This is a genomic window from Streptomyces minutiscleroticus, from assembly GCF_014650875.1.
GTDB lineage: Bacteria > Actinomycetota > Actinomycetes > Streptomycetales > Streptomycetaceae > Streptomyces > Streptomyces minutiscleroticus.
In genome coordinates, this window is record NZ_BMVU01000008.1 from 139,944 (window position 1) to 155,373 (window position 15,430).

At 71.0% G+C, this 15,430-nt stretch carries 12 protein-coding genes and 5 pseudogenes; 8 read left to right on the plus strand and 9 right to left on the minus strand.

Going from position 1 to position 15,430, the window contains the following annotated elements:
• Positions 1 to 9 precede the first annotated feature (9 nt).
• The 6 genes and pseudogenes from IE271_RS12345 (at position 10) to IE271_RS12370 (ending at position 5,236) form a co-directional block, all read left to right on the plus strand.
• Entirely contained in the window at positions 10 to 747 is a 738-nt protein-coding gene (locus IE271_RS12345) for an SDR family NAD(P)-dependent oxidoreductase (protein ID WP_190190290.1), read from the plus strand.
• Positions 748 to 1,021: 274 nt separating this feature from the next.
• Positions 1,022 to 1,773 (plus strand): annotated as a pseudogene (locus IE271_RS12350) (IS6 family transposase).
• A 675-nt stretch (positions 1,774 to 2,448) separates the two neighbouring features.
• Complete coding sequence (locus IE271_RS12355; RefSeq protein WP_190190291.1) at positions 2,449 to 3,201, plus strand: SDR family oxidoreductase; 753 nt, start codon at positions 2,449 to 2,451, stop codon at positions 3,199 to 3,201.
• Positions 3,202 to 3,324: 123 nt separating this feature from the next.
• The gene (locus IE271_RS12360) at positions 3,325 to 3,891 is read left to right on the plus strand and encodes a PQQ-dependent sugar dehydrogenase (RefSeq protein WP_268256187.1); all 567 of its coding nucleotides are present in this window, start codon (positions 3,325 to 3,327) and stop codon (positions 3,889 to 3,891) included.
• Between the two features lie 119 nt (positions 3,892 to 4,010).
• Positions 4,011 to 4,238: a hypothetical protein gene (locus IE271_RS12365; RefSeq protein ID WP_190190292.1), complete on the plus strand. Its 228-nt coding sequence runs from the start codon at positions 4,011 to 4,013 to the stop codon at positions 4,236 to 4,238.
• A gap of 155 nt (positions 4,239 to 4,393) precedes the next feature.
• Positions 4,394 to 5,236, plus strand: a complete 843-nt coding sequence (locus IE271_RS12370; protein WP_229919287.1) for a helix-turn-helix domain-containing protein — start codon at positions 4,394 to 4,396, stop codon at positions 5,234 to 5,236.
• A gap of 264 nt (positions 5,237 to 5,500) precedes the next feature.
• Here IE271_RS12370 and IE271_RS12375 read toward each other — a convergent pair.
• The 5 genes and pseudogenes from IE271_RS12375 to IE271_RS43290 all read right to left on the minus strand — a co-directional run bounded on the left by IE271_RS12375 (position 5,501) and on the right by IE271_RS43290 (position 9,860).
• Positions 5,501 to 6,132 (minus strand): annotated as a pseudogene (locus IE271_RS12375) (transposase).
• 673 nt (positions 6,133 to 6,805) lie between these two features.
• The gene (locus IE271_RS12380) at positions 6,806 to 7,627 is read right to left on the minus strand and encodes a lipase family protein (RefSeq protein WP_190190293.1); all 822 of its coding nucleotides are present in this window, start codon (positions 7,625 to 7,627) and stop codon (positions 6,806 to 6,808) included.
• Between the two features lie 829 nt (positions 7,628 to 8,456).
• Positions 8,457 to 9,353 carry a methyltransferase domain-containing protein gene (locus IE271_RS12385; protein WP_190190294.1) on the minus strand — a complete coding sequence of 299 codons (897 nt, stop codon included), beginning with the start codon at positions 9,351 to 9,353 and terminating at the stop codon, positions 8,457 to 8,459.
• A 13-nt stretch (positions 9,354 to 9,366) separates the two neighbouring features.
• Positions 9,367 to 9,741 (minus strand): annotated as a pseudogene (locus tag IE271_RS43935) (class I SAM-dependent methyltransferase); the annotation flags it as partial.
• Entirely contained in the window at positions 9,738 to 9,860 is a 123-nt protein-coding gene (locus IE271_RS43290) for a hypothetical protein (RefSeq protein ID WP_268256188.1), read from the minus strand. The gene IE271_RS43290 and the pseudogene IE271_RS43935, both read right to left, overlap by 4 nt.
• Positions 9,861 to 10,170: 310 nt before the next feature.
• On the opposite strand from IE271_RS43290, the gene IE271_RS12395 reads away from it, so the two are divergent.
• A complete protein-coding gene (locus IE271_RS12395; RefSeq protein ID WP_190190295.1) occupies positions 10,171 to 11,058 on the plus strand; it encodes a coiled-coil domain-containing protein in 888 nt (295 codons plus the stop codon).
• Positions 11,059 to 11,086: 28 nt separating this feature from the next.
• Here IE271_RS12395 and IE271_RS12400 read toward each other — a convergent pair whose 3' ends face one another.
• Complete coding sequence (locus IE271_RS12400) at positions 11,087 to 12,253, minus strand: fatty acid desaturase family protein (RefSeq protein ID WP_190190296.1); 1,167 nt, start codon at positions 12,251 to 12,253, stop codon at positions 11,087 to 11,089.
• Positions 12,254 to 12,272: 19 nt separating this feature from the next.
• Positions 12,273 to 13,421, minus strand: a complete 1,149-nt coding sequence (locus IE271_RS12405) for a ferredoxin reductase (protein ID WP_190190297.1) — start codon at positions 13,419 to 13,421, stop codon at positions 12,273 to 12,275.
• A gap of 428 nt (positions 13,422 to 13,849) precedes the next feature.
• Between IE271_RS12405 and IE271_RS41940 the strand changes: the two are divergent.
• A pseudogene (locus IE271_RS41940) lies at positions 13,850 to 13,984 on the plus strand (MerR family transcriptional regulator); the annotation flags it as partial.
• Between the two features lie 659 nt (positions 13,985 to 14,643).
• On the opposite strand, the pseudogene IE271_RS12410 reads toward IE271_RS41940, so the two are convergent.
• A pseudogene (locus IE271_RS12410) lies at positions 14,644 to 14,950 on the minus strand (SCO5918 family protein).
• A 50-nt stretch (positions 14,951 to 15,000) separates the two neighbouring features.
• Positions 15,001 to 15,405 (minus strand): CBS domain-containing protein, encoded by a 405-nt coding sequence (locus IE271_RS12415; RefSeq protein WP_190190298.1) that lies wholly within the window; start codon positions 15,403 to 15,405, stop codon positions 15,001 to 15,003.
• Positions 15,406 to 15,430: the final 25 nt, after the last annotated feature.

Genomic DNA, 15,430 nt, shown 5'->3' on the forward strand with positions numbered 1-15,430 from the left:
ACGTCTCCCATGTTCGACTTCACCGGCAGGACCGTTCTGGTGACCGGAGCCACCGGCGCGCTCGGCACCGCGCTGTCCACCCGCCTCGCCCGGGCCGGCGCCAACACCGTCGTCGCCGCCCGGACCGGCGCCGACCAGCTGGCCGCCGACCTCGGCGGCCCCTCCCTCGGCGTCCGGCTCGACGTCACGGACGAATCCGACTGGACCGAAGCGATCGCCCGGACCGAGGCCCGCTTCGGACCACTGGACATCCTGGTCAACAACGCCGCCTACCTGCGCGTCGGCACCACGGAGAGCATCCCGCTGGAGGAGTTCCGGCGCGTGCTCGACACCAACCTCACCGGCGCCCTGCTCGGCATCCGCGCCGCGGCCCCGTCGATGCGCAGAGCCGGCGGCGGCGCGATCGTCAACGTCAACTCCATCGCCGGGCTCGCGGCCGCCCCCGGCCTCGTCGCCTACAGCAGCAGCAAGTGGGCGCTGCGCGGCCTCATGCGCGCGGCCGCCAAGGAGCTGGCCCGTGACAACATCCGCGTCAACGCCGTCCACCCCGGCATCATCGAGACCCCCCTCGCCTACGGCCCCGACGGCACCGAACTCGTCCCCGTCGACGACCTGGCCGTACCCCGCCGGGCCGCCCCGGAGGAGATCGCCGACTTCATCCTGTTCGCCGCCTCCGACCGGGCACGTTTCGCGACCGGCTCCGAGATCGTGGCCGACGGCGGCTTCACCCTCGGCCCCGTCGCCTGACGGACACCGGGCACGACGACCCGCATCCGCACCGGCGGCTGCACGAACTCCGCCGAAGGGAGTCAGTCCGTCAAGACCGCGCAGCACCGGGTCCTGCGACACACCGGACAGCGCTGCCGTTCCCGGCTTCAGCAGGGCCGATCGACAAGGCTTCCCGCAGCACAGGCACGCCTGCCATCCACCGTCCCAGCCCTCTGAAGAACCCCGAGAGGGATTGTCACGTCGGCTGACCGGGTGGGATGACCTCCGGATCGATCACGTGGAGGAGGCGTTTGTGGGGGACGCGTCGCCGTCGTACGAGGGGCAGCGGTACCCGGTCGAGGTCATCTCCCACTGCGTATGGCTGTACTTCCGCTTCCCGTTGTCGTTTGGTGAGGTCGAGGAGCTGACACTTCGGCGCGGTGTGATCGTCTCGCACGGGACGGTCCGGCGGTGGTGCGGGAAGTTCGGACAGCAGTACGTCAACACGCTGCGCCGCCGACAGCCCCGTCCCGGGGACACATGGCACCTGGACGAGGTCTTCATCAAGGCCGACGGGGAACGGAAGCACCCGTGGCGGGCCGTCGACCAGGACGGGACGGTGCTGGACACACTCGTTCGGTCCCGCCGGGACAAGGTCGCGGCCAGGCGTCTTCGCACAGGCTGATGAAGAGGACGCGTGCGGTGCCGTGAGTGGTCGCCACCGACGAGTTCCGCTCCTACGGCGCGGCTCGCCGCGAGGTGATGCCGTCCGTCGGGCACCGCTCCCACAAGGGTCTGAACGCCCGGGCGGAGAACAGCCACCAGCCGACAAGACAGCGTGAGCGCGCCAAGACAGCGTGAGCGCGCGATGAAGGGCTTCCGCCCGGTGGGCGGGGCGCAGCGGTTCCTGTCCGCGTTCAGCGGCATCTCACCGCTTGTCTGGCCCCGCCGCCACCTGAGGACCGCCACCTGAGGACCGCCACCGACCACCGAGCCGAGACGACCCTCCGCTTCACCGCCTGGGACCACATCACCGGAGTCGGCGGCGCGGCTGCGACGGCCTGACCCCGGGCCGGCCACCCCAGCCGATCACGTCCTGGCGTGCCATCAGGCCCTCGCACACCCAACAACGTGACAACACCGCCCGCAGGGTTTGCTGTTCACGGGCGCGGCCGACCAGGGAGACCTGCAGAAGCCGCTCGGGGCAGTCATGCTCAGCCAGCCGGTGCAGGGGTTTTCCCCCGCACCGGCTGACTCAGGTCGTAGGCCGGGCCGGCGGCGCTCCGGTACCGGCGGCCGGAGTCCTTCTCCAGCAGTCGGGCCACCACATCGGAGAAGTCCCTGCCGACCGCCGGAACCAGGTCGATCAGCGGGACCGGCACGGTGGTGCGGACATCCCGCAGCGCTCACCGCCGGGAACCGACGGGCCGCCACTCGCCAGGGCGTACAGGGTGGCGCCCAGGACGTGGAGGCCGGCGTGCTGGTCGATCGCCGTGGCGGTGCGGCTGGTCCGCTCGGGGGCCGAGAGCGGCCGGCCGGCATCCACGACGTTCCCATCTCTGTCCCGGGCGTCAGCAGGCCGTGCCCGAGCCGAGGCCGCGTTCGACCGCGTCATCAGGTCAGCTGATCGACATGCATGGCCAGGGAGTGGTTATCCCTGGAAAAGCCTGGCCTTCCTGCGTCCGGTGCCGCCGGGTGTACTTGAACGCATCGCACCGAAAACCCTGATCAGGAGCATCTGTGAACATCAGCGGCAACACGATTTTCATCCCCGGCGCCACGTCCGGCATCGGGCTCGGCCTGGCCTTGCGCCTGCAGGCCAAGGGCAACACCGTGATCGTCGGCGGTCGGCGCGCCGAACTGCTGGACGACATTCGCTCCCAGCACGCCGGTATCGACACTGTCGTGATCGACACCACGAGTCCCGCCTCGATCGCCGAGGCGTACGAGACCGTTCTGGCCCGTCACCCGGGGCTGGACACGCTGATCACGATGGCGGGCGTCATGCTGCCCGAGGACCTCGCCACCGAGGGCTCCCTGCAGGTCGCCGAGCAGACCGTCGAGACCAACCTGCTGGGCCCGATCCGGCTGATCTACCAGTTCCTGCCGGCGCTGCGGAAGCGCCCGAAGGCCACCATCGTCACGGTTTCCTCCGGTCTGGCCTACGTGCCGCTGCCGGCCACGCCCACCTACAACGCCACGAAGGCGGCGATCCACTCCTTCACCGAGGGGATCCGGGTGCAGTTGGAGAAGAGCAACGTCCAGGTCATCGAGCTGGTCCCGCCGGCGGTCCGGACCACGCTGATGAACCAGGAGGAGTCGCCCGTGGCGATGCCGCTCCAGGAGTTCCTGGAGGAGGTCATGACCCTGCTGGAGAAGGACGGCGACGCCGACCAGATCCTGGTGGAGCGGGCCAAGTGGCAGCGCAACGCGGTGGCCGAGGGCCGCTACCAGGACGTGCTCAACGTTCTGGCCGGACGCTACCGCTCCTGACCCCTCAGGGCGACGGCGGGCCGAGCGGACGGCTCCGGGTGCACCACCTCACTAGGCCCGCCGGAATCATTCTCTGCTGGACAGATCCGGACAAGTTCTTGCACCAGGAGAAAGCGTCCGGGCGTGATGCCCCGGGCCGGGGGCGGGCTGATGGGTGTCGCCGTCTCGCCGTCCTTCGAGCGGGACCGCAACGTCTACGGGTTCGCCTCGGCCGATCCCGCCAGCCGGCCGCTACGGCTGCGCCCGGCCGAGGACCTGCGCTCGTTCACCGTGGAAGACGTGGCCCTGGACGGCATCCAGAGTGCCGAGCGGCATCATGGCGGACGTATCGGGTTCGGCCCGCACGGGAACCTCTGGATCGGCACCGGTGACGCGTTCGAGCCGGAGAACGCCGCCGATGACGACTCCCTCGACGGCAAGGTCCTGCGGATCCGGCCCGACGGAAGCGTTCCGGAGGACACCCCGGACCCGGACACCCCCCTCCACTCCTCCGGCCACCGCAACGTGCAGGGCCTCGCCCTCGGCCCCGACGGCACGGTCCGCGCCTCCGAACCGGGCCACCGCATGTGGGACGGGGTCAACGTCCTCAAGCCCGGGCTGACGGCCGGCTGCGCTCGGTCGGCGTCTCCGACCTCCACCAGGCGCATCTGGGGCGCATCCTGCGCGACGGTGGCATCCGCCCCGCCGTGAACCGGATCGAGGTACACCCGCACCTGCCCGGCAATGCCCTGCTCCGGTACTGAGCCGAACTCGGCATCGCCATCCAGGCGTGGTCGCCCCTGGACGCCGAGGCCCTGCTGCGTGACCGGGTGATCGCAGCGGTGGCCAGGGAACTCGGGCGTTCACCCGCCCAGGTGATCCCGCGCCGGCATCTGCGGCGGGGCGACATGGCCCCGCCCAACGCCGGTGTGGAGTCCCGCGTCCGGGAGGACCTGGCGTGGGACGACTTCGCGCTGAGCCCGGGCGACATGGCCCGTATCGACCGGCCCGACCGCGCGGAACGGCGCCGTACCGGCCCGCGCCCCGCCAGTGCTTGAAATCGATTTGACCGGATTGTCCGGGGGAGTGCACATCCCTGGACAACCCTGCCCTTCCTGGTGCCGACAGCAGGGGTTGTACTTGTTCCTCTCGGACTTCCCTTCGGGCCCACCGGTCCGCCGGTCCGGGACTTCTCACCGAATCGAGGTAGCTGGTGTCGGAAAGCGATTCGCTGGGCGGATTCCTGCGCCATCGGCGTGAGCGCCTGTCGCCCCAGGACGCAGGTCTGCCCTCGGGCGGGCGCCGGCGCACTCCCGGACTGCGCCGGGAGGAGGTGGCCTCGTTGGCCGCGATCTCTCCCGACTACTACGGCCGACTGGAGCGGGGACAGCTGACCAACGCCTCACCGGCCACCCTGGCCAGTCTGGCCCGGGCCCTGCGGCTGTCCCTGGACGAGCGGGACTACCTGTTCCGCCTGGCCGGTCAGGAGCCGCCGTCACGCCACTCGGCCCACGCCCACATCGACCCGGCGATGCTGTTCCTGCTCGACGCCCTGCCCGAGACCCCGGCCCAGATCACCGACGACCTGCTGACCGTGGTGGCGCAGAACCAGGCGGCCACGGCACTGCTGGGCACCTGGACCGGGCTGCCGGGCTTCGCCTCCAACGTCACCTGGCGCTGGTTCGCCGACCCGTCCTCACGCGCCCTGAACGTCCCGGAGGAACACGCGGCCATCGGCCGCGCCTACGCCGCGGACCTGCGCTCAGGACTGGCCCGCCGGCCGGCACGGGACAGATTCGGCAACGAACTGGTCAAGGACCTGCTGCAACAGAGCCAGGAGTTCCGCGACCTCTGGGCAGAACTCGAGGTCCAGCCGCTGACCTCCTCGGCCAAACGCATCCGGCACCCGAAGGCCGGCGAGCTCGACCTGCAGTGCGACGTCGTCCTGAGCCCGGCCACCGGCCACCGTCTCGTCGTCTTCCGCCCGCGACCGGGATCCGGCGCCGGTGCGCAACTGTCATTTCTGTCGGTGCTCGGCGAGCAGATCTGGGACTGAGGGCGATGGCGGCGTAGGCGTCAACGTCTTCGGTGTCCACCCGGTCTCCGAGAACCGTAGCCCAGGCAAGAAGATCCGGAAGCGAGCAGGAACGGCTCGAACCGCTGGGGCCGGGTGATCACCGAGCTGTCGCCCGGCCCGAACCGCTCACCGCCACCACCGGGCCCGGTGCTGACGACAGGTGCACGCCTTCTTCCGCACCCGCTCCCCCAGCCAGTCGCCGGCCACCGCAGCTCCTTGGACCAGCCTGTGGTTTTCGGACAGTCACCGACGGACGCCGGACAGGCCGCGGGCGACCAGCGAGCGCAGAAAGACCGGCCAGCCGGCACCGTCCTCGCTCGAGACCATGTCCGGGCCGGGGATCTCGCGGTGCCCGTCGGCGTTGACACTGACCGCGACCAGCGCGTGGACGCCTGTCTTGCGGCCGCCCTCGCGGACCTTCCGGGGCCGGGCGTCGACCCGGACGAAGGTGTAGGGCCGGCGTCCAGGGGGCGGTTGCGGAAGGCCGTGACCTGCTCGGTCCAGCTGCTTGGCCACCGCACTGACCTGCGACTTCGACAACTGGGTGACGCCAAGGCTCTTGGCGAGTTTCTCGACGAACGGGGGTGCCCCCGCTTGCGGGGGAGGGCGGAGACGCCCAGCAGGTAGGCGGTGGCGACCACCGGGAGCAGGGCCTGTCCGGCCCGGCGGTGGCGCTCCAGCAGCCAGGTGGGGAAGCAGCTGCCGGAGCGCAGCTGGGGAATGGCGAGTTCGATCGTGCCGGCCCGGGTGTCCCACTCGCGCGGGCGGCAGCCGTTGCGCTGATTGACGCGGTCGTCGCTGACCTGTCCGTCTGCGGCATTGCAGAGGGTGTCGGCCTCGGCGGACATGAGTGCGTCGGCGAACGTCTTGACCATCGTGCGCAGCGGATCGGGACTCTCCCCCGCAAGCGGGGGCACTCCAGGCGGGATTCTCCTCGGTCAGGGCGTGCAGGGGCAGTGCCGTTCCCCCTCCAGCGTGGCCACGAGCCGGGCGACTGTCAGGAAACTGCCGAACTCGTCGTTGGAACAGGGCGTTTCATATGCGTCGCGCAAAGGACCGCATCATGGGCAAACAGCCTGGTCGCATGGGTACGGGCAGAGGCGCTCCGGTCAAGGGTGTGCCCAGGCGCCGACACGGTATCTGCGGCCGGTTGCCGCTTCTGCGGCTGTGTCTCCCGGGCGCCACCTGCGTGCCCAGGCCGGGCTCAGCGTTGTCGATGCCGGTGGCCGGGTGTCGCTGGGCGGCGCCGAAACTGCTCAGCAGAAAGACCGTTTTCCCATGACCGGGTGCGCGAGCCGATGGCGGCTGCCGCAACGGCCAGACGCAGGGCCTTTGCCTGGTGCAGGAAGCACAGTGTGATGGTGAAGTGCTCACGGGCCTGGGGCCGTCGACGGCCCGGTGTTCTTCTTGCAGGCCGATCCGAGTCCGCTCGGGGTCGGAGGGGGTGCGGGGGATGAAGAGGACGTTCAGCGTCGTGCTGCTTCCGTGAAGCGGCTCCGTTCGGGCGTGGTCGGTGTCTGGTGGTGGATTCGCGCGCGGGGCCCGGAGTCAGTGCAGGTTCTTCTCCAGTGCGGTCAGGTAGCTGCGCATGAAGTGGTCGCGGATGCCGTCACTGGAGGGGGCCAGCGGATCGGCGGTGAGTCCTGCTGCATGGTCGAGCAACCCGCCGGCCATGGGCATCGCTTCGCGGACCCTGCTGTGCGAGTCGATGTAGCGCAGCGCGTCGACGTGGGTGTAGGCGGGTGCGGGCGGCATCTGCGGGACGATGTCGTTGTTGTTCACGAACCGGTACATGCGGTCCTTGAAGCCCTTGTTGTAGGCCTCGGCCAGGACGTGGTCGCAGGTGCGGGGCTGGCCATAGGTGTAGACGCCGTCGGCGGCCAGGCGCGGGTCCTCCAGGTACATCCGCGCACCGGCGAGCATGGCCAGTGCCCCGCCCAGGCTGTGCCCGGTGAACCACACTCTCTGGTTGTCGCCGCGCAGTTCGGCGTGGGTGTCTCGCACAGCGGGCCAGATCGACTCCAGTGCCTCGGCGAAGCCGTAGTGGACGTATCCGGTGCCGCCCGGCCCCGGCCTGGGCGGAGTGGTGGCATCCGACAGCCAGTCCTTGATCTGCTTCGGTTCGGTGCCGCGGAACGCGGTGACGATCGTGTCGTTGCCGGCCATGGTGTAGGCCTGCGTGTCCTGCAGCGGGAACGGCGGGGTGAAGCGCGTCTCGTGATGCCGTACGGTGCCGAAGCCCCACTGCCGGGCCTGGGCGTCGATGGCGGCCTCGTCCTTGTACGCCAGGTCCGAGGCCAGTGCCAGCCAGTAGGCGCGCTCGACGCTGTAGCCGGCCGAGCGGTGATCGATCGTCACAGGTGCAACCACGGTAATCTCCTCTGCCTTGGGGGGAACTGCTGTGCCGGGTGGTGCCGGGAGCGTGGGCGGCACTTCGGCCGTCCGCGGGTCTGCGGTGCCGACCCACTACAGGGCACACCAGTGGGCTTCCCCAGGGAGCGCCGGCTTGCCCTGCGCAATCGGGTGGTTAGTGAATGGCTCACCCACCTATTGGAGGGCGCAGGACGACGGACAGGGCCGAGGCGGGCCCGTCCGCCGGACGGATCGGCCCGACGGACAGGCTGGGCCCTCACCCCTGATCCCGGGCACTTGGGACAGCGGGTCCCGGGGCCCGAGAGACGGGCGGATCGTGGTCGTGAAGCACTGCTGTGCCGGGTTTGAGACGGAGGCGGTCGCACTGTACGCGTCGGCGGTCGAGCAGATTGCTGCGGAACCGGAGGTCGGCGCGGAGACGCTGCGGAACTGGATCCGGGCGGCGGGCTCCGGTCGCCTGCGAGGCCGCCGTCCGGTTGCCCGGTCTTCCGCCTCGGTGGTGCCGTCGGCGCTGGAGGTCGGGGTCGCCGCCTTCGACGGGGTAGCGCCGGTTGAAGGCGGGACATGGGATTCCGTGGAAGGCGGGCCGCCGTTCCGCCGGCTGCACTGCCGCAACACTGTCCGGCGCCGCTCCAGCCTCGGACACCGCAGCCCGACCGCCCACGAGCGAGCACTCCGGACGACACCGGCTACGCCGGCCCCTGGAACGACCTCCTCGCCGACGTGCAACCGACGGGCGTGGATCCGTGTGTCCGCAGCGCTGCGGCAGGAGGCCGGCAGCGTGTCGGGGGCGACGCGTGGAGGTGTTGTGGCGCGCACTGCGGTCTCAGTGGGTGTGATCATGGCGAAGCCACCTTTCTGGCAGGTCGAGCAGGACACGTCGGGCGGCGAGACGGTCGATGCCGGGGCGGGAGCCGGCAGTGCCCGAGCGAGCCGCAGCGATCTCCTCCTCCGTCGGACGAGCGAGTTCGCGCAGGTAGGGCCGGCCTTCGGCGAACCCTGCCGCGAACTTCTCGTTCGGCCACCGTGGTCCGTCGTCCTGGATGAGTGGGTTGACGCGCAGCGGTGCTCCGGGCAGGGGTGTGGTGAACCACCCGGAGGGCCCGCTCGGGGCCGCCGCTCCGTCGGGCGCGTGGACGAAGGCCAGGGCCGCGGCCCGGCGCAGCGCCGGAGGCCGCTCCGGGACGGCTGCGGTACGGTGCAGGGCCGCGTAGGTCAGCGCGGTGTCGTCGTAGCACGGGTGTGGTGCGACCGCGGCGACATAACTGTCCACGGTCAACGGCAGACCGGGGGAGAAGTTGTCGCGTTCGGCGTTGTGGACATGTCCGAGCAGCATCCGTCCGCCCCGGGCGATGCGGTGCATCTCCCGCACGGCATGTGGTTTGTCGGGGAGGTAGCGGAAGCTGTCGTACGCGCAGCAGACGTCCGAGGCTCCGCCGGCCAGCGGGAACGGGCCTCGCGCGTCGAAGCACACGAGCCGGGCACGCGGCGCGGTGAACATCCGGGCCGGCCACAGGTGGGAGAAGACCAGGTCCGATCCGATGGCCGGGCCCGAGCGTTGTTCCCAGTCGCGCAGGAAATGGCCTGCCCCGCAGCCGATCTCGAACAGGGTTCCCCCGCGCGGGGCGTTCGCCCCCGGCAGGGCCAGGCCGCTCAGACAGGTCGGCTGGCACCAGCGGCGCAGGAAGTAGGGAGCGAGACCACCGTAGCCGAGGCCCTCCATCGAAGTGGCTGTGCAGTGTGAGCATGGTGACGACGTCGAAGGGCCCGGTGGGCAGTGTCTGTGCCAGGTTCGCGTCCGCCGCCCGGAAGTTCGCCGCGGGTACGTGCATGGCCGCACAGCGCACCAGCTCCGGTAGGGTGTCCACTCCGGTGCAGGCCAGTTCGGGGTGACGGCCTAGCAGGAAGTGCAGGAACGCACCGTTCGCGCAGCCTATGTCCAGTACGGACGCTTGGGGTCGTGACAACGGTTCGCGGGCGTGCCGCTCGACGAAGGGGAAGTACGGCCTGGGGTGCGAGGCCGGGGGCCGGCCGAGATACCGCCGGTCCAGGCCGCGGGTGCCCAGGACACTGTGCGGGGTGGTGTCGGCTGTGGGCGCGGGGCCGCTCATGCGCGCAGGTCTTCCGCTCTGACGTCGAGCGGACCGGCGGGCGGGTCGGTCAGACGCGCATCGGGGTGCGGGGCGGCGCCGTCGGCGGCGCGCAGGGCGAGCAGCAGGTACGTGTGCACGGTGGCGTCGTTCAGCTCGCAGTCGAGCAGGGAGGCGATGGCGCGCAGCCGGGCGCGCTTCGGGAGACGGCACAGCCGTGGACCGGGTCCTGGCCCATGGCGTCGTTGACGGGGCCGACGTGGATCAGCGCGGGCGGCCGGCTGCGGCCTCGCGGTTCCGCTGGCAGGGGTGCACAGGGCCTGGCCTGAGATTCGTCGCGGTCGGCCCGGGGCGTCGCAGAGCACGGGGTCGGCGCGGATCCGGCCGGGTTCGTGATCGGCCAAGGACAGGGGTGTTCCATGGCAATGGGTGGTGCAGCACACTGGAGGGATGAGCAGCAAGCCGGTACCAGTGTCTGAGCCGCCCGGTTGGGCCGGTGCCGGTCGGTTCGGCCCGGGCGCCGCTGGATTCCTGCGCTCGGTGGTTCGGCCGGTTGACATCTGGCAGGGCGGAGCTGATCGGCGCGAGACCCTGGCGGATGCCCGTGAAGCCGAGGCGGACCGGCGGGAGACACTCGCGGATGAGCGGGAGGCCGAGGCCGACCGGCGCGAGAGCCGTCTCGATGCGCGAGAGCCGAGGGCGGATCGATACGACCGCGCTGCGGGCCGCGGTGCGCCCGGCCAGCACCAGCGCTCATATGAGGCGATCGGCCGCAAGCGGGCCGCCCTCGCAGCCGGCCAGGCCCGGCTGGAACGCAGCCAAAGGGCGCTGGACCGCACGCGGGCGCGGGATGAACGCGAGCAACTGGCCATCGAGTACGAAAAAGCCGTCACGGAACACTGCGCCCTCACCACCGCGCCCCGCCGTGCTTCCAGCGTCCCGGCCCATGACGGCTCAGCACCCGGCAGGAGTGGGCAGGCCGGGCACGGACCGGACCGTTACCGTCCGGCCGGTACGGCACAGGCCGCAGCCGAACGCCGCGACCGTGCCGCGGCTGAGCGTGACACCGCCGTCGGCCGGCGTGAGCGCGCGGCCGACCAGCGCGAGCAGCTCGCCGACCGGCGCGAAAGCGCCTTGAACGTACACCGGTCCCGGCAGCCGGACCAGCTCGCAAAAAGCACTATCGCCTGTCTGAACCACAGCGTGGAGGCGATCAACCGCGCGGAAAAGCTGCTCGCCGCCAGCCAGGCCCGGCTGAAGCGCAACGAGGAGAGACTGCGCGACGCGCAAGCAGCACTGCGCCGCGCCGATAGGGGTGGTGCGCCGACGCACGGGTAGACCTGTGTCCTCCTGTACCCCCGCGGCATCAGTGCAGTGTGCCGCTGGCCGTTGCTGCCGCCAGCGGGTCGTCGACGACGGCCGCGAAGCCCTTGTCGGGGTCGTCCCGGTGCGCCGGGAGGAGGCGCGAGGGCAGTGCGTGGCGCAGGATGCGTCCCCACATCGATGTGTACTGGCGCCACAGCGGTCCGGTGACGTAGGGGAGTCCGTACCGGGTGCACAGCTGCCGTACCCGGGGCGCGAGTTCGGCGTAGCGGTTGCTGGGCAGGTCGGGGAAGAGGTGGTGTTCGATCTGGTGGCTGAGGTTGCCGGTGAGGACGTGGAAGAGGAAGCCGCCCTCGATGTTCGCCGAGCCCTGGATCTGCCGCAGGTACCACTGGCCGCGGCTCTCGCCTTGTAGTTGCTCCTCGGTGAAGGTCTGTACGTCGCCGGGGAAGTGGCCGCAGAAGATGACGGTGTGCGCCCAGATGTTGCGCAGACTGTTGGCGGCGAGGTTGCCCAGCAGGCAGGGCAGGGCGGAGGGGCCCGCCAGGAGCGGGAAGAGGACGTAGTCCTTGGCGGTCTGGCGTGCCGCTTTCCGGGCCAGGCCGGCGATGTCGCGCAGGAGGGTCCGCACGCTCTTGCGGCCGGCCGTCACCGCGTCGGCCTCCAGGTCGTACAGGGCGATGCCCCACTCGAAGACGGGGGCGAGCAGGGCGGCGTACAGCGGCTGGAGCAGGTGCACCGGGTGCCAGGGCTGTTCGGGGCTCATCCGCAGGATGGTGTAGCCGAGATCACGGTCGCGCCCGACGACGTTGGTGTAGGCGTGGTGCAGGTGGTTGTGGGTGTGCTTCCAGGCGTCGGCGGGGGTGAGGAAGTCCCAGTCCCAGGTGGTGGAGTGGATCGCCGCGTCGCCCATCCAGTCCCACTGGCCGTGCAGGACGTTGTGGCCGAGCTCCATGTTCTCCAGGATCTTGGCGGTCGTGAGCATCGCGGTGCCCGCGCACCAGGCGGGCGGGAACAGCGAGACGGCCAGGGCGAGCCGCCCGCCGGTCTCCAGGCCGCGCTGGACAGCGATCACCGTACGGATGTAGCGGGCGTCGTCCGCCCCTCGGGCGGCGACGATCTCGGCGCGGAGCCGGTCGAGTTCCGCGCCCAGTTCCGCGGCGCGGTCATCGGGTGCCGCCGGTGCGGCGGTCGGGGCGGTTGCGGTCATGGAGTCCTCCCGGGAGGGCCTAGACGTCGAGGACGAGCCGGCCTGCGGCCGCGTTGACGCAGGTCTGGATCAGTTCGCCCGGTTCACCGTGCACTTTTCCGGTCCGCAGATCGCGGACCCGCCCGTCGACGAGCGGGACGAGGCAGCCGTGGCAGACGCCGATGCGGCATCCGTAGGGCAACGCCACGCCCGCCTTCTCGCCGGCCACCAGCAGTGGATCGGACGGGGACGCGTCGGCCTCGATGCCGCTGCGGTCGAACCGCACCCGGCCGCCCATGGCACCGGCGCGCGGCGGCAGCACGGGCATCAGGCGGAAGCGTTCGATACGCAGCCGCTCCCGCAGACCGGCGGCGCCCCACTGCCGTTGCGCCGCGTCCAGCAGTCCTGCCGGACCGCACACCCAGGCTTCCCGCCGTCGCCAGTCGGGACAGAGCGCGACGATGCGCTCCGGGGTGAGCCGGCCGTCTGTGCGCGTGTGGATCAGGTGGAGTCGCAGCCATGGGGACCTGGAGGCCAGGCCGGTCAGTTCGGTGCGCAAGAGGCACTGGTCCGGCTCGGGCGCGCTGTGCAGGAGCACGACGTCGAGACCGCCGGTGCGACCGCGGGCCAGGGTACGCAGGATGCCCAGGACCGGGGTGATGCCGCTGCCTGCCGTCACGAACAGCATCCGGGCGGGCAGGGGCCTCGTTAGTACGAACTTCCCCTGGGCCGGGCCGAGGCGCAGCACCGTGCCGGGCGGTGTGCGGTGCACGAGATGGGGGGAGACCAGTCCGCGCGGGTCCGCCTTCACCGTGAGGGTGACCGGGCCGCCCGGCAGGCCGGGCGGTGAGGTGATGGAGTACGTCCGCCAGTGCCGTACGCCGTCGATCTCGACGCCCACCGGCAGGTACTGCCCGGCCCGGTGCCCCCTCCAGCCTCGTCCCGGCCGGATGGTGAGGGTGGCCGCGGCGGGTCCCTCCGCCCGCACGGCGGTAATGCGGCCGGCGGGATGCCGGGCGGACAGCAGCGGGTCGACCAGGCCGAGGTAGTCGTCGAGAGTCGACGGGCTCGTCAGCGGTCCGGTCAGCCAGGAGGCGGCCGCCAGGACGTGGCGGCCGGCCCGTCCGAGTCCCCACCCGGCCAGCCGTCCGCCGAGGGGCGGCGAGAACGGCAACGGCGGCACGGGCATGCCTGTGTCCCTTCCTGCGTCCCTCGGAACCCCTGTGGCGCGGCGGTCCCGTCCGGTCACCTTGTATGTGCGGCCCCGTGCTCCATGTCACCGGACCGCTTCGAAGGAAGCGAAGCACACCGCGCGGCTCGGCGCAGGAATGCGCGTGGGCTTTGCGCCATGGGCGGCGTCGGCTTCTGCCGGTGAAGGCGGAGCAGCCGTCCGGTGCGGGCAGGGTGACCTGCTGGGAGCGGCGCCACGGATTGGGCCGACCGCGTTGCGGGACGACCGGATATGGGGTGTTTTGTCCGGTAAGCGGACGGCGGACAGCGGACAGCGGTGATCGTCGGCGGCGGCCGGCTTCAGCAACCGCCTGCTCCGTCGCAGTGGGTGCAGGGCGCTGGTGGCGGTCGAGGTGAGACGATCGGAGCCGCCGTGTCGGCAGCCTACTCGTCGACCAGGGCACGCCCGTAGAGGCCGCCTGCCGCATCATCATCCTCGAAGACCAACTCGAAGAAGCCCAGCGCCTCAACGCCGAGTACCGCCGCACCGCCGACGTGCCGAACCCGCCTGCCGCGGATTGAGACGGGGAGCCGGATCGATCTCCCCCAGGAGCTTCGCGACTGTCGCCCGCGCATGCGGTCCGCAACGCACGGCGTTCCGGGCAGCCCTGTCCTCCCAGGTCCTTGAACCGGGAGCGGCCTGTGGTCACGGACGTCAGACACCGTCGTTCTCGTAGAGGCTCATCTGCGAGAGCCCTGGGGGATCGCGGTCCGCGGGTCGCCGTTTGCGAAAGTCCTTCCGCAACCTGCACGTGGTGCGAGGTATTTCTGGAGGGCAGTGGGTCCGTTTTCGGTGGATGCCTCGTCCGGGTCGGGCGAGGGGCCTTGGCGGAAGTGGTGTCCGAGGCAGCTGCGAGTGATGTGTGCAGCCGGGGCGACGGCCGGCGTGCCGAGGCGTTCGTGTGATGCGCGAACGCTCGCGAAGGAGAAAGGTCCGCCCGCTCGTCTGCGCTTTCATCTCGTCCGGATGCTGCGGGGCATGGTCGGGATCTTTGGGACGGGCGGAATGTACCGCGGCGCGATCGCCGACGGCAGCGCCTGGATCACGGGCGACTTCAACTGTTGTGAGCACTGGGCGACCGCTGCGATGGGCACCTGTTGCCCGTAGTAGGGGACCGACCGGCGCGTTCCGGTCGGTCCCCTACTGCTGTCCAGATGTCTGCGTGTGCCTGTTGCCCCCGTCAGACAGGCGTGGGGGTGCCGAGTATCGCGGAGGCCTGCTGGAGCGGGCTGAGGCGGCGTACGGGTGCGGTCTCGGAGAGGGCGTGGCAGGTGAGGCCGAGCTGCGTCGTCACCGGCCAGGACCGCCGGCGGTGAGGTCACGGCGGTCCTGGCGGGTGATGACCTGGCCGACCTGCTTGGCGGGACAGCGGCGGCGGCCGATGGTCACAAACGCCCTGGTGCCCGGTTCGGGTTCGATGCCCCCACCGATTCCAGCACGCCGCTCTTGGTGAGCTCGAAGGGGAGGCGGGCGATGACGCAACGCACGTGACCTCGCAGGAAGAAGGGAGGAACAGTCGGGCCGGAGGGAAGGCGGTTCAGCGGGGGAGGGCGAGGACGCCCAGTGCTTTGCCTTGTTCGTCGGCCACCGGCGGGGCACCGAGCCGGTGGGTGCGCATCGCGTGCTCGGCTTGCGCCCTCGTGGTCACGGGTGAGGGGAGCGGCGCGTGGTCGCCGAGGATGTCGCGCAGGCGGACGCGGTCCGTGTAGGCGGAACCGGCGCGGACGGCGGCGAGTTCGGGCCGGGTGACCAGGCCGGTGCGCTGGTCGTCCTGGTCGCAGACGACCAGTCGGTCGGTGTGGGCGGCGGCCATGACGGACAGTGCCACCTCGACGCTCATGTCGTCACAGACCTGCGGTCCGGCCGGGTCCATGGCCTCGGGCGCCTTCTTGTGCGTCGGGTCGGCGATCGCGGGGCGGGGCTGTGTGCGAACCAGCTTCAAAAGGTGTCTCCTGCAGAGATGGGAC